The organism is Modestobacter versicolor (assembly GCF_014195485.1).
Lineage (GTDB): Bacteria > Actinomycetota > Actinomycetes > Mycobacteriales > Geodermatophilaceae > Modestobacter > Modestobacter versicolor.
On record NZ_JACIBU010000001.1, the window covers coordinates 2,132,112 to 2,152,697 of the forward strand.

The window sequence follows — 20,586 nt, forward strand, 5'->3', positions numbered from 1 at the left end:
CTCAGGAGGTCGTCGTGGTCCCGTCCCGCACCGCCGAGCGCGGTCAGCAAGGGGCGTTGCTGGTGCTCAGCACCGGCGCGCTGATGATGATCGTCGACGAGACGATCGTGAACGTCGCACTGCCGTCGATCCAGCAGGACCTGGGGATCGCGGCGCACGACCTGTCCTGGGTGGTCAACGCCTACCTGATCGCCTTCGGCGGGCTGCTGCTGCTCGCCGGCCGGCTGGGCGACGCGTTCGGCCGCGCGCGGGTCTTCCGGGCCGGGCTGGCGCTGTTCACCCTGGCCTCGCTGGCCTGCGCCCTGGCCGACGACGCCGGCACCCTGGTCGCCGCCCGGTTCGTCCAGGGTGCCGGCGGGGCCCTGACCTCGGCCTCCGTGCTGAGCCTGATCGTCGGCCTGTTCCCCGACCCGGCCCAGCGCGCGCGTGCGCTCGGCGTCTACGGCTTCGTCACCGCGGCGGGCGCCTCCCTCGGGCTGCTGCTGGGCGGCGTGCTCACCCAGGCGCTGAGCTGGCACTGGGTGTTCCTGGTCAACGTGCCGCTCGGGGTCTCCGTCGGCGTCGCCGCTGCCCGGTTGGTGCCGCGCGACCGCCCGTCCGCGCACGCCGGCCGGCCCGACGTCCTCGGTGCGGTGCTCGTCACCGGCGGGCTGATGCTGCTGGTGGGCACCATCGTGGTCAGCGGGGACACCGGCTGGACGACGCGCTCCCTGCTGACCGGTGCCGCCGGACTGCTCGCGCTCAGCGGGTTCGTGCTCCGGCAGCAGCACGCGACCGCTCCGCTGCTGCCCCTGGCGCTGCTGCGGTCACGGGTGCTGTCCGGCGGCGGTGCGGTGATCGCGCTGTTCGTCGCGGGGATGTTCACCCAGTTCTTCCTCGGCGCCCTCTACCTCCAGCAGGTGCTCGGCTTCCGCCCCGGGCAGGTGGGCCTGGGGTTCCTGCCGGTCGCGGTGTCGATCGGCGTCCTCTCCCTGGTCGCCTCCCCCGTGCTGATCCGCCGGGTGGGCCCGCGGGCCGTGCTGCTGCCGAGCCTGGCCGCCGTCGTCCTGGGGCTGGGCCTGCTGGCGAGGGTCCCGGTCGACGGGGCGTACGCGCGCGACGTGCTGCCGGCGCTGCTGCTGCTCGGCGCCGCCACCGGGCTGGCCTTTCCGGCCCTGATGGGCCTGACCATGTCCGGCTCCGCACCGGAGGACGCCGGCCTCGCCTCGGGCGTGGTCACCACCGCCCAGCAGGCCGGCGGAGCCCTCGGGCTGGCGGTGACCTCCGCCGTGGCGGCGGCGACCACCAGCGCCGCGCTGCGCGAGGGCTCACCAGCGCTGACCGCCCTCACCGAGGGCTACCGGACCGCCTTCGGGGTCGCGGCGCTGGCGGTCACCCTGGCGCTGCTGCTCGCGCTGGTGGTGTTCCGGCCGCGGCTCACCCCAGCAGGACCGACAGCACCCCGAGCAGCCGCGCAGCCACCCAGCTGAGCGGGACCGTGAGCAGCACCGCCACCAGCCGGGTGCGCCCGTCCCGCGGCAGGACGACGACCAGCACGCCCGCGACGACGACGTCGAGCACCGCCTGCACCGGGTGGTCCGCGGCGTCCCCGAGCACCCCGCCGCCCAGCGTGATGCCGGCGGCGGCGGCCAGCAGCGCCGCGGGCAGCGGTCCGGTCCGCCGGGTCGCCCAGTGGGCGGCGGCGGCCGTGGCCGGCACGGCGGTCGCGGAGAGGACCAGCCAGGCGACCAGCAGCCGGACCTCCCAACCGGCGTCCAGCACCTCGGCCGCCCAGCCGTAGTAGGCGACGGTCATCGCCGCGAAGAAGGCGGCGGCCCGGGCAGCTGCGGCGGCGAGCGACGGCGCCGACCACCCGATGAGCGCGACCGCGAGCACCCAGGCGGCCGGGTAGTGGCCGGCGTCGGCCGCCCACCGGGGACCGGAGCCGTCCGCTGCCTTGGCGGCGACCCCGGCGAGCAGCCCGGCCGCGCCGGCCAGGGCGAGCGCCGCACCCGCCGGGGTGCGGCGCTCCGTGGTGGTCACGCGCCCGATGCTGCCGTCACCGGCCACCGGCGGTGGACCGCCGCGCCGGGGTGACACGCTGCACACTGAGCAAGCTTGCACACTGTGCAGTCATAGGGTCATGCTGCTCGGGTGACCGAACGAGGGCTGCGCGAGCGGAAGAAGGCCGACACCCGGGCCGCGCTGGCCGCCGCGACCCTGCGCCTCGCCGTCGACCGCGGCTGGGACCACGTCACCGTCGAGGCGATCGCCACCGCGGCCGACGTCTCCTACCGCACCTTCTTCAACCACTTCTCCAGCAAGGAGGAGGCGCTGCTGCGGCCGGGCGGCCCGGACCAGCCGCGGCTGTCCACCCGGCTGCGCGCCGTCCCCGCCGACCTGCCCCCGCTGGCCGCCGTCCGGACGGCGGTGCGCGAGGAGCTCGTCGTGCTCGAGGACGACCCGGTCGGGCTGCGCGAGCGGATGACCGTGCTGATGGGCACGCCCTCGCTGCTCCCCCGGCTGGTCGAGACCAACGCGGCCGACGAGCGCGAGTTCGCCCTCGCCGTCGCCGAGCGCACCGGCCTGGACGCCGACACCGACCTGCTGCCCGCCCTGCTGGCCGCCGTCGTCTCCGCCGCCCTGCGGGTCAGCCTGCTGCGCTGGCAGGCCCAGGGCGGCACCACCCCGCTGACCGCGCTGGCCGACGAGGCGCTCGACGCCGTCGCCGCCGGCCTGCCTGCCGCCCGCTGACGCACCCCCACCCGCACCCGACAGGAGCACCATGACCAGCACCACCGACGTCGCCGAGGCGAGCGCCCCGGCCGCCGCAATGAGCCGGCGGGAGGTCCTCCAGGCGCTGTCCGGCCTGATGATGGGGATCTTCGTGTCGATCCTCGCGGCGACCGTCGTCTCCAACGCCCTGCCCACGATCATCTCCGACCTGGGCGGCAGCCAGTCGGTCTACACCTGGGTGGTCACCGCCGAGCTGCTGGCGATGACCGTCACCGTGCCGCTGTGGGGCAAGCTCGCGGACCTGGTGAACCAGAAGCTGCTCGTCCAGCTCTCCCTGGCCCTGTTCGTCGCCGGCTCGCTGCTGGCCGGGCTGTCTCAGGACACCACCACGCTGATCGTCTCCCGGGTGATCCAGGGCATCGGCGCCGGCGGCCTGACGGCGCTGGTCCAGGTCGTGATGGCCGCGATGATCCCGCCGCGCGAGCTGGGCCGGTACGCCGGCATCTTCGGCGCCGTCTTCGCCGTGGCCACCGTCGCCGGGCCGCTCATCGGCGGCGTCATCGTCGACACCTCGTGGCTGGGCTGGCGCTGGTGCTTCTTCATCGGCGTCCCGTTCGCGCTGGCCGCGATCGTGCTGCTGCAGAAGACCCTGAAGCTGCGCACCGTGCGGCGCCCCGGCGTCCGCATCGACTGGCTGGGCGCCCTGCTGATCACCGCCGGCGTCAGCCTGCTGCTGATCTGGGTCACCCTCGCCGGCGACCGCTACGACTGGGTCTCCGCCGAGACCGCGCTGATGGTCGGCGGCTCGCTCGCGCTGCTCGCGCTGGCCGTGCTCGTCGAGTCCCGGGCGAGCGAGCCGGTGATCCCGCTGAGCATCTTCGGCAACCGCACGGTCACCCTCACCGTCATCGCCAGCGCGCTGGTCGGTGTGGCCCTGTTCGGCGGGACGGTCTTCCTCTCCCAGTACTTCCAGATCTCCCGCGGCTACTCCCCCACCGCGGCGGGCCTGCTGTCGCTGCCGATGATCGGCGGGCTGCTGGTCTCCTCCACGGTGGCCGGCGCGCTGATCACCAAGACCGGCCTGTGGAAGCGGTACCTGGTCGCCGGTGCAGCGCTGATGACCGTGGGCTTCGGCCTGCTGGCCACGATCGGCGCCGGGACCTCGATGTGGCTGATCGGCGGCTACATGGCGGTGCTGGGCGTGGGCGTCGGCATGCTCATGCAGAACCTGGTGCTGGCCGCGCAGAACGACGTCCCGGCCCGCGAGCTCGGCTCGGCCACCTCGGTGCTGTCGTTCTTCCGCAGCCTGGGCGGCACCATCGGCGTCAGCGCCCTCGGTGCGGTCCTCGCCGCCTCGGTCGCCCGGGACCTGTCGGTGCTCGGCGGGTCGTCGTCCGGCAGCGGCGCGGTGCCCGAGCTCTCCGGCCTGCCGCCGGAGGTGCAGACGCTGGTCCAGGACGCCTACGGCAACGCCACGGCCGAGCTCTTCCTGATCGCCACCCCGCTGGCCGCCCTCGCGCTCATCGTGGTGCTGTTCGTCAAGGAGAAGCCGCTGAAGACCACCAGCGGTGCCGAGCGGCTCGAGGCCGAGGCCCAGCTCCCGGCGCACTGACACCCACCCGCTGCCCTGCTCCCCCACCGGGGGCAGGGCAGCGGCGTCAGCCGGTGACGACGTGCACCAGCGCGCCGGCGGCACCGGCCAGCACCAGGACGACGATGAACGGCGCCCGCAGCGCCAGCGCGAGCGCGGCGACCGCCAGCCCGACCAGCCGGCCGTCCACCACCAGCGCCCCGTCGGAGGTCGCGGCCTGGACGGCGACCAGCGCCGCGAGCAGCGCGGCCGGGACGAACTCGACCACCCGGGTCACCGTCGGGTGCTGCACCCAGGCCGCCGGCACCGACAGCCCGGCCAGCTTCAGCAGGTAGCAGCCCAGCGCCCCGGCCAGCACCACGGTCCACAGCGTCCCGGTGCTCATGCGCGCGCCTCCCGGGTCCGCGGCCGGCCGGCGAGCCCGACCGCGACGACGGCGAGCACCACCTGCACCCCGGCCGGCACGAACGGGGTGAGTGCCAGCGCGATGACCGCACCGCCCAGCGCGACCCGGCGCTGGACGGCGGCCTCGGCGGCACCGCGGGTGAGCCGGGGCCACAGCAGCGCCAGGAACGCGGCCGGGACGACGGAGTCCAGCGCGGCCTGCGCCGTCTCCCCCAGCGCCCCGGCACCGAGCGCGCCGACCAGCGTGGTGGCGTTCCAGCCCAGGTAGATCGTCGCACCGGTGACCCAGAACGCGAGCCGGCCCAGCTGCGGGTCCGGGGCGGCCACCGCCATCGCCGTCGTCTCGTCGATGACGAGGTGCGCCGCGCCCGCCCGGCGCAGCCCGCCGCGCAGCGCCAGCACCGGCGCGAGCCGGACGCCGTAGACGGTGTTCCGGGTGCCGAGCAGCAGCGCGCTGCCGACCGCGGCCAACGCTCCCCCGCCGGCGCCGACCACCCCGACCAGCGCGAACTGCGAGGCGCCGGTGAACATCAGCGCGGACATCGCCAGCGCCTGCCAGGCGTCGAGCCCGGCGCCCACCGCGGCCGCACCGAACGCGACCCCGTAGAGCCCGACGGCGACCCCGAGGCCGATCGCGTCGCGCAGCGTGGCTGTCCGGTCGGAGGTCGTCACCGCCCGACCCTAGGCACAGCCGCCACGGCCGGGACACCGGCGTTCCTGCCAGTGCGCGTCGGAGAGCTGCCGGGGTCACAGCTGTGCGGGCGGAGCGGACCCGACCCGCGCCGTACAGTGGAGCCGACCTGCCCACACGGGTCGCCGCTGGCCGGTGACCTGGCCTCTCCGGCAGGTCCCCCGTCGAAGGAGACACCCACAGCATGTCCGACACGCTGACCGGCTCGCCTGCGCTGGACGCGGTGAACGCAGCCCTGGCCACCGTCCAGGACCCGGAGATCAACCGTCCGCTGCCCGAGCTGGGCATGGTCAAGGACGTGCAGATCGGCATCGGGGGCGATCCGGGCGCCGTGCGCATCGAGGTCTACCTGACCGTCGCCGGCTGCCCGATGCGCGAGACGATCACCAACCGCGTCACCCAGGCCGTCGGCGCCGTCCCCGGCGTGACCTCCGTGCAGGTCGGCCTGGACGTGATGAGCGACGAGCAGCGCACCGAGCTGCGCAAGACGGTGCGCGGCACCGACGCCGCCGAGCCGGTCATCCCGTTCGCCCAGCCGGGCTCGCTGACCCGGGTGTACGCCGTCGCCTCGGGCAAGGGCGGCGTGGGCAAGTCCAGCGTCACGGTCAACCTGGCCGCCGCGATGGCCCGCAAGGGCCTGTCGGTCGGCGTCGTGGACGCCGACATCTACGGCCACTCGGTGCCGCGGATGCTGGGCGTCGACGACAAGCCCACCCAGGTCGACAACATGATCATGCCGCCGCAGTCCTACGGCGTGAAGGTCATCTCGATCGGCATGTTCACCCCGGGCAACACCCCGGTGGTCTGGCGTGGCCCGATGCTGCACCGCGCGCTGCAGCAGTTCCTCGCCGACGTGTGGTGGGGCGACCTGGACGTCCTGCTGCTCGACCTGCCCCCGGGCACCGGCGACGTGGCCATCTCCATCGCCCAGCTGGTGCCGAACGCCGAGATCCTGGTCGTCACGACCCCGCAGCTGGCCGCCGCCGAGGTGGCCGAGCGCGCCGGGGCGATCGCGACCCAGACCCACCAGCAGGTGGTCGGCGTCATCGAGAACATGTCCTGGCTGGAGCTGCCCGACGGCAGCCGGATGGAGGTCTTCGGCTCCGGCGGTGGCGAGGCCGTCTCCGACGCGCTGACCAAGACCCTCGGTGCCCGGGTGCCGCTGCTCGGCCAGATCCCGCTGGACACCCGGCTGCGCGAGGCGGGCGACGCCGGTGCGCCGATCGTGCTCGCCCAGCCCGACGCCCCGGCCGCCCAGGCGCTGGAGAAGATCGCCGACGGGCTCACCGTCCGCTCCCGCGGCCTCGCCGGCATGTCGCTGGGGCTGACCCCGGTCCGCCGCTAGGAACCTGCTGGAACGGCCCCGGTGCAGGGGCCCGCGCCGAGCGTCAGCGAGACGTGGGGGGCACCGGGGTCCTTCAGGTCGCGTCGGCGTCGAACGGCGGGGGCGTCGCGGAGTCGCGGGCCCGGGTCATCTGCGAGGGCCGGACCCGGCCGGCTGCCGCGGCGGCCGTCGCCCCCGTGGTGCCGGTGGCGCTCCCCCGGCGGACCGGGACGTCGTCGTCGTCGGCGAGCAGCTGTTGCCGGATGAACGTCTTGGGGTGGTACTGCCGCAGGTCGATGTCGCGCAGGTGGTCGAAGTCGTCGCCCAGCGAGTCGTGCAGCTGGCCACGCACCCCGGTGATCGCCTCGCGCGCCTTCTTCAGCCCGGTCGCGGCGTCCTTGGCCAGCGAGGGCAGCCGCTCGGGGCCGAAGATGAACAGCGCCGCCAGGGCGAGGACGACGATCTCGCCCCAGCCGATCGAGTTGAACACCGTTCCTCCTCACGAGCCGCCGCGCCGGCCCCGCGCACCGCGGTCGTGTCCAGCGTAGGTGGGCAGCCTGACCAGCAGCTGAGCGGCAGCCCAACAGCCGGTGTCCGGCCCCCTCGCAGGGGCCCGCCGCGAGCCTGCGAGTGGTGGGGGGCGAGGGGGTCCTTCGTCAGGCGGAGTCGAGCGTGGCCTGCACCTCGCGGGAGCCGCCGCCTCGGACGACCTCCAGCGTGATCGTGTCGCCGGGGTCGTGGGCGTCGACCGCGACCACCAGCTCCTCGGAGCTGGCCACCGGCTCGCCGTTGACGGCGATGACGACGTCCTGCTCCTGCACGCCCGCGGCGGCCGCGGGGCTGCCCGGCTCGACGTTGACCACCAGCGCGCCGTCGCGGGTGCCGTCGGTGACCGTGCGCGCGTTCACGCCCAGCGAGGCGTGCACCGCGGTGCCGGTGCCGATGAGCTGCTCGGCGATGTCGCGCACCGTGTCGATCGGGATGGCGAAGCCCAGGCCGATCGAGCCCCCGGTGGTGCCGTTGCCGCCGACCGAGGCGATGGCGGTGTTGATGCCGATCACCGCGCCGGTGCCGTCGACGAGCGCGCCGCCGGAGTTGCCCGGGTTGATCGGGGCGTCGGTCTGCACCGCGCTGATCACGGCGTTGGTGTCGCTGCCCTCACCGGACAGCCGCACCGGCCGGTCGAGGGCGCTGACGATGCCGCTGGTGACCGTGCCGGCCAGCCCGAGGGGCGAGCCGATGGCCACCACCGGGTCGCCGACGACGAGGTCGTCGGACTCGCCGAGGGTCGCGGCCGCCAGGCCGGGCTTCTCCACCTTGAGGACGGCGAGGTCGCTGGCCGGGTCGCGGCCGACGATCCGCGCCTCGGAGCCGCTGCCGTCGCTGAACACCGCGCGGATGGTGGCGTCCTCGGCGTCGGCGGCGCCGGAGACGACGTGGTTGTTGGTGACGATGTAGCCGTTCTCCGCGTCGACCACGACGCCGGAACCGGTGGCGCCGGCGTTGGTCAGCTGCACCTCGATGGAGACCACCGCGGGGGTGACCCGCCCGGCGATGTCGGCGACCGAGCCGGGCTCGCGGCTCACGCCCGGCGACACCGACGACAGCTCGGTGCCCGGCGAGAGCAGCGGCTCCTCGGCGGCGTTGCGGCCCAGGAACCACGCGGTGGTGCCGCCGATGACGCCGACCAGGAGCAGGCAGAGCAGGGCCAGCACGCTCAGCCGGACCGAGACGTCGCGGAGCCGGAGCTTCTTGCGCCCCTTGGCGTCGACGACGACCGGGCCGGTCTGGGTCGGCTCCTCCTCCGGGTACTCGGCGGGGGCGCCGAGACCGGCGGGCGAGTACGGGTCGCGCCACGGGTCGGCCGCCGCGTCGGGCTTCCAGAACGGCGCGGTCGCGGTGCGCCGCGCACTGCGCCGGCCGCCGGGCGGCTCGCCCAGGCCGGTGGCGCCGTCGCGCGGGGCGAAGGCCCGCAGCACGGCCTCCGGCGGGGGCGGCGGGGTGGGCCGCGGCGCCGGGGTGGGCCGGTCGGCGCCGAACGACCCGGCGACCTCGGCCGGCCGGCCGAACGCGGCCTGCTGGGCGGGGGGCGGCGGCGGAGCCGGGGTGGTGCTCGGCTGGAGCCGGACGTCGGTGGGCGCGAAGGCACCCGTCGTCCCGGCCGGCCGGCCGTAGGCACCCGACTCGTCGCCGGCGCCGTCGGGGCGACGGCTGCCGTCGGCAGGGGCGGGACCGGCCTGCTCGGGCTCGGTGCCGGTCGGCTCGGTCAGGGCGTCCCGCCGGAGGGGAGGGAGCTGGTGACGCCCACCGTCACGGTGCGGACGACCGGCGGCACGATGTCGGTGCGCTCGCCCGCGTCGGTGCTGCGCACGGCGCCGGCGATCGGGCCCGGCAGCTCGTCACCGGACCCGTCGGCGGCGGGCAGCGCGACCGCGAGCACGGCGACGCCCAGGCCGATCCCGGCGAGGGCACCGGTCATGCCCCGGCGCAGCCAGCGCGCGCCCCCGGCGTCACCGCTGCGCGCCGGAGGCTCGGGCGGCGCGAGCGGGATGGCCCAGGAGCCCCCGGCACCGCTCATGGTAAGGCCGTCGGCACCGGCGCTCAGCGTGCCCAGCCCTCCGCTGCTGGGCACGTCGGCGGTGAACGGGATGGCCTTCAGCCGGGAGAGCAGGTCGCACGGGACGGCGACGTCGTCGTCGCGCTGCAGGGCGGCCTTGGCCTCCCGCTGCGCGGACACCGCCATCCGGCACTGCACGCAGCCGGCGAGGTGGCGGGCGGCCCGGTTGGCCGCGCCACCGGACAGCTCGCCGTCGACCAGCGCGGCGATCGCCTCCTGGGCGAGGTGGCCCTGCGGGGTGTTCACCGTGCCCCCTCCGCCATCGGCACCCGGCCGGGGGCCAGGTGGGCCAGCGCCTCGCGGAGCTGGACGCGGCCGCGGTGGATCCGGCTGCGGACGGTGCCCAGCTTGATCCCCAGCGTCGCGGAGATCTCCTCGTAGGTGAGGCCCTCGATGTCGCACAGGACGACGGCCACCCGGAACTCCGGGGACAGCGCGTCCAGCGCGGCCTGGACCTGCGGGTCGAGGTGGGTGTCGGCGTAGACCTGCTCCGGCGACGGCGACGTGCCGGGCAGCCGCTCGGTGTCCTCGGGCAGCGCGTCGAAGCGGATCCGCTGCCGGCGCCGGACCATGTCCAGGAACAGGTTCGTGGTGATCCGGTGCAGCCAGCCCTCGAAGGTGCCGGGCGAGAAGTCCGCGAGCGACCGGAAGACCCGGACGAACGTCTCCTGGGTGAGGTCCTCGGCGTCCTGCTGGTTGCCGGAGAGGCGGTAGGCGAGCCGGTAGACCCGGGCGGAGTGGTCGCGGACGACCTGCTCCCAGGTCGGCGCGACCCAGCCCTCGGCCGCGTCGGCGGCCGGCTCGGGCTGCGCCGGGCCTGCAGGCCCGGTCGCGCTGGGTGCGCTCACGACCTCAGGATCGCAGACGGCCGTCGGCGGCACCTCCCCAGCGGGGGTGGTCCGCTCCGGGGAGCGCTGGCTGGTGGCACGCGGTAGACGCACGTCCGGTCCAACGGGCGGGGGCGGAGGTGGTGTTCCCGCTGACCCCGGACCCACAGGGAGTTCCCAGGCAGCGGGGCCGGCGCCCGACCCGCTGGGGCACCCACCGGCCCGGCGCCACTACCCTCGCCCGGTGACCAGCGCTGCCGGACCGCCTCCGCCCGGAGGGTCCCCGACCGGCGCCGCCGCGTACGCCGACAGCTTCGCCAGCGAGAGCCCCGCCCAGCTCGCGGCGCGCAACCGCGCCCTCACGTCGGCCACCGCGTTCGGCACGCCGCTCCCCGTCGAGCCCGCCGTCGGCGCGACGCTGGCCGTGCTCGCGGCCAGCTCCGACGCCCGTTCGGTGGTGTCGATCGGCAGCGGCGGCGGCGTCGCCGGCCTGTGGCTGCTGCAGGGCATGCGCCCCGACGGCGTCCTCACCGCGCTGGACGGCGACCCGGCCGAGCTGCGGGCCGCCCGGCGCGCGTTCACCGAGGCCGGGATGCCCTCCGGCCGGACCCGGCTGATCTTCGGCACCCCCGGCGAGGTGCTGCCCCGGCTCTCCCCCGGCGCCTACGACCTGGTGTTCTGCGACGGCCCGCCGGTGGAGTACTCCGGGCAGCTGCCCGGCCTGCTCGGGCTGATCCGGCACGGCGGGTCGCTGGTCTGCCACGGGCTGCTGGCCGACGGGAAGATCGCCGACCGCTCCGCCCGCGACCCGCAGAGCGTCGCCTGGCGGGAGATCGCCCGGACCCTCCGCGAGGACGAGACGCTCGCCTGCGCGGTGCTGCCGATCGGCACCGGCCTGCTGGTCGCGACCAAGCACTCCTGACGTCGGTGGCGCGCCCGGTGGTGGTCCGCGCGGCGGACGGCGAGCTCATCGACGCCGCGGGGGTCGCCCACCTGTTCAAGCTCACCGGTGGCCGGCTGGGCCTGGAGCGCTTCGAGGTCCCGCCGCTCACCGTCGGCGCCGGCCCGCACGTGCACGGCTCGCACGACGAGTACTTCTACGTCCTCGCCGGGGCCCTGACGCTGACCACCGACGACGGCGAGGTGACCCTCGGCGCCGGCGACCTGGCCGCGGCTCCCCGCGGCTCGCTGCACGGCTACCGGAACGCCTCGGCCGACACCACCGCGACGGCGCTGTGCCTGTACACGCCGCCCGGCTACGAGCAGTACTTCCGCGACGTGCACGCGGCGGCCGCCGAGGGGGCCGAGGTGACCCCGGAGCTGCTGGCCGAGCTGCGCAGCCGGTACGACACCGAGAGCCGCTGACTCAGCGGAAGGCGAACTCCGCCTCGAGGTCCCACGGCCCGCCACGGTAGTGCCACAGGCCCAGCCCGCGGCCGGTCACCGTCTCCGGCACGAAGGCGGCAGCGAGGTCGGCGTGCAGCGCCCGGGCGACGTCCGGCTCGACCTTGTTCTGCACGGTGACGTGCGGCCGCGACCACTGCCGGTCCTGCCGGGTCAGCCACGGGTCGAAGGACGCGGCCAGCGACCGGCGCAGCGCCGTCAGCTCGGGGGCGTCCAGGTCCAGCGCCACGCCGCGGCCGAGGGAGCGCACCCCGGTCACCGCGACGTCGAACGGGGACCGGTCGGCGACGCCCGCCAGCTCCTCGCGGACCACGGCCAGCTGCTCACCGGGCAGGGCGTGGAACAGCGTCACGTGCGCCTGCAGGTGGTTGCGCTCCACCGGGAAGTGCGCGGCCCGCAGCCGGTCGAACCGCTGCTGGGCGGCGTCGTCCAGCAGCAGGGTCACGATCAGCGGATCGGGCACCGGCCGCTACACGATGGCGCGGGCGCCCTTGCCGAGCACGGTCACCCCGCCGGCGCTGACGTGGTAGCGCTCCCGGTCCCGGTCCAGGTCGACGCCGATGTGCGCGCCCGGCGGGACGACGACGTTCTTGTCCAGGATCGCCCGGCGCACGATCGCGCCCTCGCCGATGTGCACGCCGTCCATCAGGACGCTGCCCTCGACCCGGGAACCGCGCTCCAGGCGCACGTTGGGCGAGACGACCGAGCCGTGCACCGAGCCACCGTCGATGATCACCCCGGCGCTCACCATCGACTCCTCCGCGCGGCCACCGAGGACGAACTTCGCCGGCGGCAGCATCGGCGGGAGGGTGTAGATCGGCCAGCGCTCGTTGTAGAGGTTGAACACCGGTGAGACCGACACCAGGTCCATGTGCGAGTCGTAGTAGGCGTCGAGGGTCCCGACGTCGCGCCAGTAGCCGTGGTCGCGCTCGCTCTCGCCGGGCACGTTGTTGCTGCTGAAGTCGTAGACGTAGGCGTCGCCGGCCTCGGCCATCATCGGCATGATCGAGCCGCCCATGTCGTGCACCGAGCTCTCGTCGGCGGCGTCGACCCGGAGCGCCTCGAGCAGCGCGTCGGTGGTGAAGACGTAGTTGCCCATCGAGGCGAACGTCTCGTCCGGGTTGTCCGGCAGGCCGGGCGGGTCGGACGGCTTCTCCAGGAACTGGACGACCTTGCCGTCGGCGTCGGAGTCGATGACGCCGAAGGCGGTCGCCTCCTTGCGCGGCACCCGCAGGCCGGCGACGGTGACGCCGGCGCCGGTGGCCAGGTGCTGGTCGATCATCTGCGCCGGGTCCATCCGGTACACGTGGTCGGCACCGAAGACGACGACGATCTCCGGGCGGTCGTCGTAGATCAGGTTCAGGCTCTGGTAGATCGCGTCGGCGCTGCCGGTGTACCAGCGCGGGCCGAGCCGCTGCTGCGCCGGCACGGGCGTGATGTAGCTGCCCAGCAGGGTCGACATCCGCCAGACCGTGGTGATGTGCCGGTCCAGCGAGTGGCTCTTGTACTGGGTGAGCACGGCGATCCGGCGGATGTCGGCGTTCACCAGGTTGGAGAGCACGAAGTCGATGAGCCGGTAGTTGCCGCCGAAGGGCACCGCGGGCTTGGCCCGGTCCTGGGTCAGGGGGGCGAGGCGCTTCCCCTCACCACCTGCCAGCACGATGCCGAGAACTCGAGGACCGCCACGCATGGACGCAACGTAACGGGTGCCGTGCACCTTCGCCCCATCTGTCCCGCCGTTCACCACCTAGGGTGATCCCGTGCGCGTGGGGATCGTGACCAGGGAGTGGCCGCCGGACGTCTACGGAGGGGCCGGTGTGCACGTCGAGCACCTGGTCGCCGCGATGCGCGGCCTGGACGGCGGACCGGAGATCGACGTGCACGCCTTCGGCGGCCCGCGCGAGGACGCCACCGGGTACGGCGTGCCCCCGGGCCTGCAGTCCGCCAACGGCGCGCTGCAGGCGGTCGGCGTCGACGTCGAGATCGCCGCGGCGCTCGGCGGCGTCGACCTGGTCCACTCCCACACCTGGTACGCCAACCACGCCGGCCACCTGGCCAAGCTGGTGCACGGCGCCGCGCACGTGGTGACGGCGCACTCCCTCGAGCCGCGCCGGCCGTGGAAGGCCGACCAGCTCGGCGGCGGCTACCGGCTCTCCTCGTGGGTGGAGCTCACCGCGTACCAGGACGCCGACGCGGTGATCGCGGTCAGCCGCGGGATGCGCGCCGACGTGCTCGACGTCTACCCCGACCTGGACCCGGCGAAGGTGTTCGTGGTCGGCAACGGCGTGGACGCCAAGGCCTACCGCCCGGTCGACGCCCCCGACGTCGTCCGCGACCTGGGCGTGGACCCCGACCGGCCCTACGCCCTGTTCGTCGGCCGGATCACCCGGCAGAAGGGGCTCATGCACCTGCTGGCCGCCGCCGAGCAGCTGCCGGCCGAGGCCGGGCTGGTGCTGTGCGCCGGCGCCGCGGACACCCCCGCCGAGCGGAAGCAGGTGGCCGACGCCGTCGCCGAGCTGCAGACCCGCCGCACCGGCGTGGTCTGGATCGAGCAGATGCTGCCCCGCGAGCAGCTGGTGCCGCTGATCACCGGCGCGACGGTGTTCGTCGTGCCGTCGGTCTACGAGCCGCTGGGCATCGTCAACCTCGAGGCGGCCGCGTGCGGGACGGCGGTGGTGGCCAGCGCCGTCGGCGGCATCCCGGAGGTCGTGGACGACGGCCGCACCGGGCTGCTGGTGCCCTACGACGCCGACCGGCCGGCCGAGTTCGCCGCGGGCCTGGCGGCACGGATGAGCGAGCTGCTCGCCGACCCCGCGCGGGCAGCCGCGATGGGTGCCGCCGGGCGCGAGCGGGTGCTCGCGGAGTTCGGCTGGCCGGCGATCGCCCAGCAGACCGTGCAGACCTACGAGACGGTGCTCGCCGCCCGCAGCTGACCGGGGTCAGGCCCGGCGGGTCCGGGGCGCTGCGGGCAGGTCCTCGTGCAGGACGCAGCGGCCGCGGCCGTCGGCCTTGGCGCGGTAGAGCGCGGCGTCCGCGCGCCGCATGAGCTGCGAGGCGTCCTCGCCCGGCAGGTGCTGGGCCACCCCGGCGGACAGCGGCACCTGCAGGCAGGCCAGCCGCAGCCGCTCCACCACGCGCAGCGCCGCCGGGCCCGGGCTCGACGGCAGCAGCAGGGCGAACTCGTCGCCGCCGTGCCGGGCGAGCAGCGCGCCGCGCGGCGCCCGCGGCGTCCACTCCCGGGCGACCGTGCGGAGCAGCTCGTCGCCGGCCGCGTGCCCGTCCTGGTCGTTCGTGGACTTGAAGTGGTCGACGTCGACCAGGGCGACCGAGAACGGGGTGCCGGTGCGCGCCGCCGTCCGCATCGCCTCGCCGAGCGCGTCGTCGAAGCCGCGGCGGTTGGCCAGGCCGGTGAGCCCGTCCAGGCTGGCGCTCGAGGCCCGCTGCACGAGCGTGGCCACGACCAGCCCGATGGTGGCGGTCACGACGGCCAGCGCGACCACCGGCCCGGCCGGCACCGAGCGCCAGGACAGCACGGCGGTGCACGCGGCGATGGCGGTGACCAGGTAGGCCAGCGCGAGCGGCGGTGCGAAGAGGAAGAAGGCGGCGACGGCCACGAAGGAGTAGATGCCGGCCATCGCCATGGCCGCGGTGACGCCGGGCGCGGCGGCCACCACCCAGGTGATCAGCGCCGTGCCGACCACCACGAGCGCGTGCAGCGCCGGCCGGGGCAGCCGGTGGCCCCAGCGGACGATGCCCGCACCGGTGAGCACCGCCAGCGGGCCGACCAGGGTGAGCACGAGGGAGGACCGGGGCGCCGCGGACGGCAGGACGACGACGGCCACGACCGCCAGCCCGCCGAGCAGGTAGAGCGCTCCGATGACCGGCCCGATGACCCGGGCGGTGGCGACCTCGGGGGCGCTGCGCCGCCACCACGCCGGATCCGGGGTCACCGTCCTCGCTTCCTGCCTGACCGCCAGCCGGCGGGGTGCGGCGGTCCCGGCTCTCCCGGACGACCAGCCTCGTTGTGCGCAATCTAGCGACCGGCCTGCAGACGTCCGGGTTCCGGCACCGACCCGTTCCCCCTGGCGGGTCAGCCGGCCCGGCCGCGGCCGACGGGTGGCCGACTCTGGTGCCGGCCGCCCGCCCGCTGTCACAGCTCCGGCTTGAGCTGCACCTTCACGTAGCCGTCGGACTTCTCCTGGAACGCCTTGTAGGCCGCCGGCGCCTCGGACAGCGGCAGCCGGTGGGTGGCGAACGTGTCCACGCCCAGCGGGTCGGCGTCGGTGAGCAGCGGCATGATCTCCGGGATCCAGCGCTTGATGTTCGCCTGCCCCATCCGCAGCTGGAGCTGCTTGTCGAACAGGGTGACCATCGGCATCGGGTCGGCCGCACCGCCGTAGACGCCGGAGATGGAGATGGTGCCGCCGCGTCGGACGATGTCGATGGCGGAGTACAGCGCGTTGAGCCGGTCGACCCCTGCCTCCTTCATCACCGGGGCGGCGATCGCCCGCGGCAGCAGCCCGGCGGCCTTCTGCACGAACCCGGTCGCCGGCGAGCCGTGGGCCTCCATGCCGACGGCGTCGAGCACCGAGTCCGGCCCGCGCCCGTCGGTCATGTCCCGGATGGCGTCCCCGAGGTCGTCCTCGTGGTCGCGCAGGTCGACGACCTCGACGCCGCGGGCCGCGACCCGGGCCAGCCGCTCGGGCACCAGGTCCACCCCGATCACCCGGTACCCCTTGTGCTGGGCGATCCGGCAGGCGAAGTCGCCGATCGGGCCCAGCCCCAGCACGACGAGCGTGCCGCCGTCGGGGACGCCGGCGTACTCCACGCCCTGCCACGCGGTGGGGAGGATGTCCGAGAGGTAGGCGAAGCGGTCGTCCGACGGCCCGTCGGGCAGTTTGACGTGGGTGAACTGCGCCTGCGGCACCCGCAGGTACTCCGCCTGCCCGCCGGGGACCTCGCCGTAGAGCTTGGAGAAGCCGAACAGCGCCGCACCCGTCCCCTGCTCGCGCACCTGGGTCGTCTCGCACTGCGTGTACAGGTGCTGACGGCACATCCAGCAGTGCCCGCAGGAGATCTGGAACGGGATGGAGACCCGGTCGCCGACCCGCAGGTCACCGACCTCGGAGCCCACCTCGACGACCTGGCCCATCGCCTCGTGACCGAGCACGTCGCCCACGCCCATGAACGGCGCCAGCGGGTCGTAGAGGTGCAGGTCCGAGCCGCAGATGTTCGTCGTCGTCACCCGGATGACCGCGTCCGTGGGCTCCTGGACGAACGGGTCGTCCACGGTGTCCACCCGGACGTCCTGCTTGCCGTGCCAGGTCACTGCCTTCATGGGGCTCCACTCGTCGGGACGACGCCCGAACGTGCCGCCCTCCCTGCCGTGCCCACTCCTGACCGGAACGAACGGCGGCTTCCACGGGGTGGGAGCGGCACGGCGCCCTGGTCAGACGGCGGCGGTGCCGATCAGCCCCTTGCGGGTCACGAGCGCGGCGAGGTCGTCCTCCGCCAGTTCCGCGGTGCCGGCCGGCCGGCGGGGCAGCACCATGTACCGCGACTCCGCGCTGGCGTCCCACACCGCGACGGCGGTGCCCGCCGGCAGCTCGAGCCCGAACTCGGCCAGCACCCCGCGCGGATCGCGGACCACCCGCGAGCGGTAGGCCTCGCTCTTGTACCAACCCGGCGAGGGTCCCAGCAGCGCGATCGGGTAGCAGGAGCACAGCGTGCAGACGACGACGTTGTGCTCCCGCTCGGTGTTGGCCACCACCTTGAGCCGCTGCTCCTGCAGGCCGCCGGCCATCGAGAGCCCGACCTCGCGGACGGCGCTGTTCGCGTCGGTCAGCAGCCGCTCGGCGAAGCCGGGGTCGACCCACGCCCGGGCCACGATCCGGGCGCCGTTGGCGGGGGTGCCGCCGGCGAGGAACTCGTCGATGCGGGTGTCGACCTCCCCGGCGTCCAGCAGGCCGCGGGACTCCAGCAGCGCCTCGACGTGCCGGACCTGCGCTGCGATGGTCGAACTGGCGTGGTCGTCGCTCACCGGGGCTCCTCGGCAGGGGTCAGGTAGTCGTCCCACAGCTCGACGGTGACCGTGTGGTCGCCGGCGCCGAACAGGTCGGCGGCGGCGAACCGCACGTGCCAGACCGGCTGCGCGTCGCCGGCCACACCGCGGGCGCGGTCGTCGGCCAGCGGGTGCCGCCCGGCGCGCTCGACCACGACGCCGACCGCCCCGCGGGCGTAGCGCGGCAGCCGGGTGTGCCCGGCGGGGTCGGTGGCCCGGGTGCGCACCCGGTCGCCCGGGGCGAACCGGTCAGTGCCCGTGCTCATCGCCGGCCAGCTCCTCCGGCGTCGCCACGCCCTTCTCCGCCAGCAGCGTGGTGATCGCGGCGAACCACCGCTCGTAGTAGGAGGCGGCCAGGTACTGCTGCACCGGCAGTCGCTCCTGGGCGTCGCGGAACTCGTCGAGGTCGTAGACGCCCCGCTTGATGAGCGCGCCGTTGAGAGCGAAGACGTGCGCCTCCCAGTCGGCGTGGAACGGCGGCTCGTCGGGCTCCTCGACGACCGGCGGGAACCCGGCCATGCCACCCACGTCGTTGATCCGGCTCATCGTCCCGCCCCCGTCGCCTCGGTGACCAGCAGCAGCGCGTAGGCCGCGACCGTCGTGGCGTCGTCCACCGCCCCGCTGCGGACCAGCTCGGCGAGCTCGGCCCTCGGCACCAGCCGGTGCACCATGTCGGCCTCGGTCGGCTCCCGGTCGGTCGGGCCGGCGGTGAGCTCCTCGGCGAGGAAGACGTCGAAGCCCTGGCTGGAGAAGCCGTTGGCGGTCGACAGGTGCCCCAGCCGGGTCAGCCGGCCGGCGCGCAGGCCGGTCTCCTCGCGCAGCTCGGCCCGGGCCAGGTCGGCCAGCGGGCCGCTGCGCCCGGCGGGCCAGCCGCCCATCGGGAACTCCAGCGTGCGGCGGCCCACCGGGTAGCGGTGCTGCTCGACCATCCAGAAGCCGTCGCCGTCCCGGGGCACCACGACGGCGAAGTCGGGCTTGTCGACCACCGCGTAGACACCGGACCGGCCGTCGGCCAGCTCGACCTCGTCCTCGCGGAGGGTCAGCCAGGCGTTGGAGTAGACGGTCCGGCTGGAGAGCTGGCGCACCCCTGGAGCATGCCCCACGGGCCGGGGGTCAGGGCCAGATGGAGGCGATGATGATCGCCGAGACCGCCAGCGTCGACGCCGCGCTCACCAGGCTGGCGGGGTGGAACGGCACCTGCACCAGCATGTGGCCGAGCTTGCCCGGGGTGAGCACGTCGAGCACCAGGAACGCGACCACCTGCAGCGCGATCCCGACGAGGCCGAAGACGACGGTGTCGGCCAGAGCGTCGCCGAACCCGCTCGTGCCGTTGGTCCAGATGGTGGTGAAGGCGATCGCGCCCTGGCCGAGGAAGACCGCCGCGAGGGCGATGCCGGCGTTGACCGACCGCTCCTCGTAGATGTGCTTGGCCAGGTGGCCGGGGGTGAGCAGGTCGAGGACGACGGCGCCCACGATCAGGAGCAGGATGCCGATGCCGGTGTAGGCGACGGCGTATCCGATGCTGGCCAGCACAGAGGACCTCCGGGGTCGGGACGGCGGAGCGCGCCCCGGGAGCCTAGGGGCAGCACCCGCCCGACGTCTCAGCCCTGCCCCGGCGACGCGCCCCCGACCTGTGGCGGGAGCCGCTCGACCCCCGGTCCGGACAGCTCCGGGAGCACCTGCCGGCGCCCGGTCGCACGAGGGGCGAGCGCCACGCCCCGCACCGGAACACCGCCGCGCCCTCCCGCGCTGCACCTGCCGTGACCGACGCACTCACCCTCTTCGACGACGTCGTCCCGGCCGAGGTCCCCGTCGACAGCCGGCTGCTGCAGGTGCGCACCGTCTACGCCGAGCCCGCGGCGGCCGCCTCACCGCGCGGTCGGCAGGTGCTGGCCCGCTTCCCCGGCGCCGAGCTGGTCGAGGTGCCCTCGCACTGGCAGATCCCCGACCTGCACGGCAACGAGGGCAACGTCGAGCGCTGGGTGCGGGTCAAGACCGAGACGCTGGTGCTCGGGGTGAAGAAGTCGGTGTCGGTGCGGCCCAACGGGCGCTCGGCGGACTTCATCGCACCGTCCACCGCGAACGGCTGCGCGATGGCCTGCGCCTACTGCTACGTGCCCCGGCGCAAGGGCTACGCCAACCCGATCACCGTCTTCACCAACATCGAGCAGATCACCGGGGCCGTGCGCCGCCACGTGGCCCGCCAGGGCGTCAAGCCCGAGCCGAACGAGTGCGACCCGGCCAGCTGGGTCTACGACCTCGGCGAGAACAGCGACTGCTCGGTCGACGCGCTGGTCAGCGACAACATCGCCGACCTCGTCGCCACCTTCCGCGAGCTGCCGACCGCCAAGGCGTCCTTCGCCACCAAGTTCGTCAACCGCCAGCTGCTCGACCTCGACCCGCAGGGCCGCACCCGGGTGCGCTTCTCGCTGATGCCCGACGCCGACGCCAAGCTGCTCGACGTGCGCACCAGCCGGGTCGACGAGCGGATCGCCGCGGTCGACGACTTCGTCGCGGCCGGCTACGAGGTGCACCTCAACTTCTCCCCGGTGGTGCTGCGCGACGGCTGGGAGGCCGACTGGACGGCGCTGCTCCAGCAGCTGGACGACGAGCTGTCCGACGCCGCGAAGGCCCAGGCGGCCACCGAGGTGATCATGCTGACCCACAACGAGCAGCTGCACGAGGTCAACCTGGGCTGGCACCCGCAGGCCGAGGAGCTGCTGTGGCGGCCGGAGCTGCAGCAGCCGAAGGTCAGCCAGAACGGCATGCGCAACGTGCGCTACCGCAACGACGTCAAGCGGGCCGGGGTCGACCGGCTGCAGCAGCTGATCGGGCAGCACGCCCCGTGGCTGCGGGTCCGGTACGCGTTTTGATCCAGAACCAGAACCGAACGGTCTCGCATCCCACGGCCGGCGGTCGGGTGTGGGATCGTGGCCAGCCAGAGGCCGGCC

Annotated in this window: 24 protein-coding genes; 8 read left to right on the forward strand and 16 right to left on the reverse strand. The window is 74.7% G+C overall.

Annotated elements, in window-relative coordinates:
* The first annotated feature begins 14 nt into the window (after positions 1 to 14).
* Complete coding sequence (locus tag FHX36_RS10405) at positions 15 to 1,469, forward strand: MFS transporter (protein WP_220035999.1); 1,455 nt, start codon at positions 15 to 17, stop codon at positions 1,467 to 1,469.
* On the opposite strand, the gene FHX36_RS10410 is transcribed toward FHX36_RS10405, so the two are convergent.
* Entirely contained in the window at positions 1,417 to 2,022 is a 606-nt protein-coding gene (locus FHX36_RS10410; RefSeq protein WP_183513713.1) for a DUF6518 family protein, read from the reverse strand. The genes FHX36_RS10405 and FHX36_RS10410 overlap by 53 nt on opposite strands.
* 111 nt (positions 2,023 to 2,133) lie before the next feature.
* On the opposite strand from FHX36_RS10410, the gene FHX36_RS10415 reads away from it, so the two are divergent.
* Positions 2,134 to 2,733: an acyl-CoA-like ligand-binding transcription factor gene (locus FHX36_RS10415; RefSeq protein WP_110553479.1), complete on the forward strand. Its 600-nt coding sequence runs from the start codon at positions 2,134 to 2,136 to the stop codon at positions 2,731 to 2,733.
* 31 nt (positions 2,734 to 2,764) lie between these two features.
* Positions 2,765 to 4,327 (forward strand): MDR family MFS transporter, encoded by a 1,563-nt coding sequence (locus FHX36_RS10420; protein WP_110553480.1) that lies wholly within the window; start codon positions 2,765 to 2,767, stop codon positions 4,325 to 4,327.
* A 46-nt stretch (positions 4,328 to 4,373) separates the two neighbouring features.
* On the opposite strand, the gene FHX36_RS10425 is transcribed toward FHX36_RS10420, so the two are convergent.
* Entirely contained in the window at positions 4,374 to 4,691 is a 318-nt protein-coding gene (locus FHX36_RS10425; protein WP_110553481.1) for an AzlD domain-containing protein, read from the reverse strand.
* Positions 4,688 to 5,383 (reverse strand): AzlC family ABC transporter permease, encoded by a 696-nt coding sequence (locus tag FHX36_RS10430; protein ID WP_110553482.1) that lies wholly within the window; start codon positions 5,381 to 5,383, stop codon positions 4,688 to 4,690. The genes FHX36_RS10425 and FHX36_RS10430 overlap by 4 nt, the downstream gene beginning before the upstream one ends.
* 203 nt (positions 5,384 to 5,586) lie before the next feature.
* Between FHX36_RS10430 and FHX36_RS10435 the strand changes: the two genes are divergently transcribed.
* The gene (locus tag FHX36_RS10435) at positions 5,587 to 6,747 is read left to right on the forward strand and encodes an Mrp/NBP35 family ATP-binding protein (RefSeq protein ID WP_110553484.1); all 1,161 of its coding nucleotides are present in this window, start codon (positions 5,587 to 5,589) and stop codon (positions 6,745 to 6,747) included.
* A 73-nt stretch (positions 6,748 to 6,820) separates the two neighbouring features.
* On the opposite strand, the gene FHX36_RS10440 is transcribed toward FHX36_RS10435, so the two are convergent.
* From FHX36_RS10440 to sigE, 4 genes are all read right to left on the reverse strand, one after another.
* Positions 6,821 to 7,216, reverse strand: coding sequence for a twin-arginine translocase TatA/TatE family subunit (locus FHX36_RS10440; RefSeq protein ID WP_110553486.1), 396 nt, complete (start codon positions 7,214 to 7,216; stop codon positions 6,821 to 6,823).
* A 166-nt stretch (positions 7,217 to 7,382) separates the two neighbouring features.
* Positions 7,383 to 8,705, reverse strand: coding sequence for a S1C family serine protease (locus tag FHX36_RS10445; RefSeq protein WP_343056591.1), 1,323 nt, complete (start codon positions 8,703 to 8,705; stop codon positions 7,383 to 7,385).
* Positions 8,706 to 8,992: 287 nt separating this feature from the next.
* Entirely contained in the window at positions 8,993 to 9,589 is a 597-nt protein-coding gene (locus FHX36_RS10450) for an anti-sigma factor family protein (RefSeq protein WP_110551674.1), read from the reverse strand.
* The gene (gene sigE, locus FHX36_RS10455) at positions 9,586 to 10,191 is read right to left on the reverse strand and encodes an RNA polymerase sigma factor SigE (protein WP_220035885.1); all 606 of its coding nucleotides are present in this window, start codon (positions 10,189 to 10,191) and stop codon (positions 9,586 to 9,588) included. The genes FHX36_RS10450 and sigE overlap by 4 nt, the downstream gene beginning before the upstream one ends.
* Positions 10,192 to 10,414: 223 nt before the next feature.
* Between sigE and FHX36_RS10460 the strand changes: the two genes are divergently transcribed.
* Both FHX36_RS10460 and FHX36_RS10465 read left to right on the forward strand, forming a co-directional pair.
* On the forward strand, positions 10,415 to 11,092 hold the full coding sequence (locus FHX36_RS10460) for an O-methyltransferase (RefSeq protein ID WP_110551676.1): 678 nt from the start codon (positions 10,415 to 10,417) through the stop codon (positions 11,090 to 11,092).
* A gap of 5 nt (positions 11,093 to 11,097) precedes the next feature.
* Positions 11,098 to 11,535, forward strand: coding sequence for a cupin domain-containing protein (locus FHX36_RS10465; RefSeq protein ID WP_181428716.1), 438 nt, complete (start codon positions 11,098 to 11,100; stop codon positions 11,533 to 11,535).
* A gap of 1 nt (position 11,536) precedes the next feature.
* On the opposite strand, the gene FHX36_RS10470 is transcribed toward FHX36_RS10465, so the two are convergent.
* Together FHX36_RS10470 and glgC are read right to left on the reverse strand one after the other, a co-directional pair.
* Complete coding sequence (locus tag FHX36_RS10470; protein ID WP_110551677.1) at positions 11,537 to 12,037, reverse strand: 2'-5' RNA ligase family protein; 501 nt, start codon at positions 12,035 to 12,037, stop codon at positions 11,537 to 11,539.
* Positions 12,038 to 12,043: 6 nt separating this feature from the next.
* Positions 12,044 to 13,264, reverse strand: a complete 1,221-nt coding sequence (gene glgC, locus FHX36_RS10475) for a glucose-1-phosphate adenylyltransferase (protein ID WP_110551678.1) — start codon at positions 13,262 to 13,264, stop codon at positions 12,044 to 12,046.
* 70 nt (positions 13,265 to 13,334) lie between these two features.
* On the opposite strand from glgC, the gene glgA reads away from it, so the two are divergent.
* Positions 13,335 to 14,507 carry a glycogen synthase gene (gene glgA, locus FHX36_RS10480; protein WP_110551679.1) on the forward strand — a complete coding sequence of 391 codons (1,173 nt, stop codon included), beginning with the start codon at positions 13,335 to 13,337 and terminating at the stop codon, positions 14,505 to 14,507.
* Positions 14,508 to 14,513: 6 nt separating this feature from the next.
* Here the strand turns inward: glgA and FHX36_RS10485 are convergent, their stop codons facing one another.
* The 7 genes from FHX36_RS10485 to FHX36_RS10515 all read right to left on the reverse strand — a co-directional run bounded on the left by FHX36_RS10485 (position 14,514) and on the right by FHX36_RS10515 (position 19,168).
* The gene (locus FHX36_RS10485) at positions 14,514 to 15,524 is read right to left on the reverse strand and encodes a GGDEF domain-containing protein (protein ID WP_110551680.1); all 1,011 of its coding nucleotides are present in this window, start codon (positions 15,522 to 15,524) and stop codon (positions 14,514 to 14,516) included.
* 200 nt (positions 15,525 to 15,724) lie between these two features.
* The gene (locus FHX36_RS10490) at positions 15,725 to 16,912 is read right to left on the reverse strand and encodes a zinc-dependent alcohol dehydrogenase (RefSeq protein ID WP_110551681.1); all 1,188 of its coding nucleotides are present in this window, start codon (positions 16,910 to 16,912) and stop codon (positions 15,725 to 15,727) included.
* Positions 16,913 to 17,023: 111 nt separating this feature from the next.
* Positions 17,024 to 17,614 (reverse strand): nitrile hydratase subunit alpha, encoded by a 591-nt coding sequence (locus FHX36_RS10495; RefSeq protein ID WP_183513714.1) that lies wholly within the window; start codon positions 17,612 to 17,614, stop codon positions 17,024 to 17,026.
* Positions 17,611 to 17,901: an SH3-like domain-containing protein gene (locus FHX36_RS10500; RefSeq protein ID WP_183513715.1), complete on the reverse strand. Its 291-nt coding sequence runs from the start codon at positions 17,899 to 17,901 to the stop codon at positions 17,611 to 17,613. Before FHX36_RS10500 ends, FHX36_RS10495 begins: the two co-directional genes overlap by 4 nt.
* On the reverse strand, positions 17,885 to 18,181 hold the full coding sequence (locus FHX36_RS10505; RefSeq protein WP_110553556.1) for an SH3-like domain-containing protein: 297 nt from the start codon (positions 18,179 to 18,181) through the stop codon (positions 17,885 to 17,887). Before FHX36_RS10505 ends, FHX36_RS10500 begins: the two co-directional genes overlap by 17 nt.
* Positions 18,178 to 18,720, reverse strand: coding sequence for an NUDIX domain-containing protein (locus FHX36_RS10510; RefSeq protein WP_110553558.1), 543 nt, complete (start codon positions 18,718 to 18,720; stop codon positions 18,178 to 18,180). The genes FHX36_RS10505 and FHX36_RS10510 overlap by 4 nt, the downstream gene beginning before the upstream one ends.
* Before the next feature lie 28 nt (positions 18,721 to 18,748).
* Entirely contained in the window at positions 18,749 to 19,168 is a 420-nt protein-coding gene (locus tag FHX36_RS10515; protein ID WP_110553560.1) for a DUF350 domain-containing protein, read from the reverse strand.
* 227 nt (positions 19,169 to 19,395) lie between these two features.
* Between FHX36_RS10515 and FHX36_RS10520 the strand changes: the two genes are divergently transcribed.
* Entirely contained in the window at positions 19,396 to 20,508 is a 1,113-nt protein-coding gene (locus tag FHX36_RS10520; RefSeq protein ID WP_110553561.1) for a spore photoproduct lyase family protein, read from the forward strand.
* Positions 20,509 to 20,586 lie beyond the last annotated feature (78 nt).

Bases quoted from the DNA above. Each gene is read 5' to 3' on its own strand.
- FHX36_RS10505 (WP_110553556.1), bottom strand. From the start codon at position 18,181: ATGAGCCGGATCAACGACGTGGGTGGCATGGCCGGGTTCCCGCCGGTC.
- FHX36_RS10420 (WP_110553480.1), top strand. From the start codon at position 2,765: ATGACCAGCACCACCGACGTCGCCGAGGCGAGCGCCCCGGCCGCCGCA.
- FHX36_RS10500 (WP_183513715.1), bottom strand. From the start codon at position 17,901: ATGAGCACGGGCACTGACCGGTTCGCCCCGGGCGACCGGGTGCGCACC.
- FHX36_RS10425 (WP_110553481.1), bottom strand. From the start codon at position 4,691: ATGAGCACCGGGACGCTGTGGACCGTGGTGCTGGCCGGGGCGCTGGGC.
- FHX36_RS10490 (WP_110551681.1), bottom strand. From the start codon at position 16,912: ATGAAGGCAGTGACCTGGCACGGCAAGCAGGACGTCCGGGTGGACACC.
- FHX36_RS10435 (WP_110553484.1), top strand. From the start codon at position 5,587: ATGTCCGACACGCTGACCGGCTCGCCTGCGCTGGACGCGGTGAACGCA.
- glgC (WP_110551678.1), bottom strand. From the start codon at position 13,264: ATGCGTGGCGGTCCTCGAGTTCTCGGCATCGTGCTGGCAGGTGGTGAG.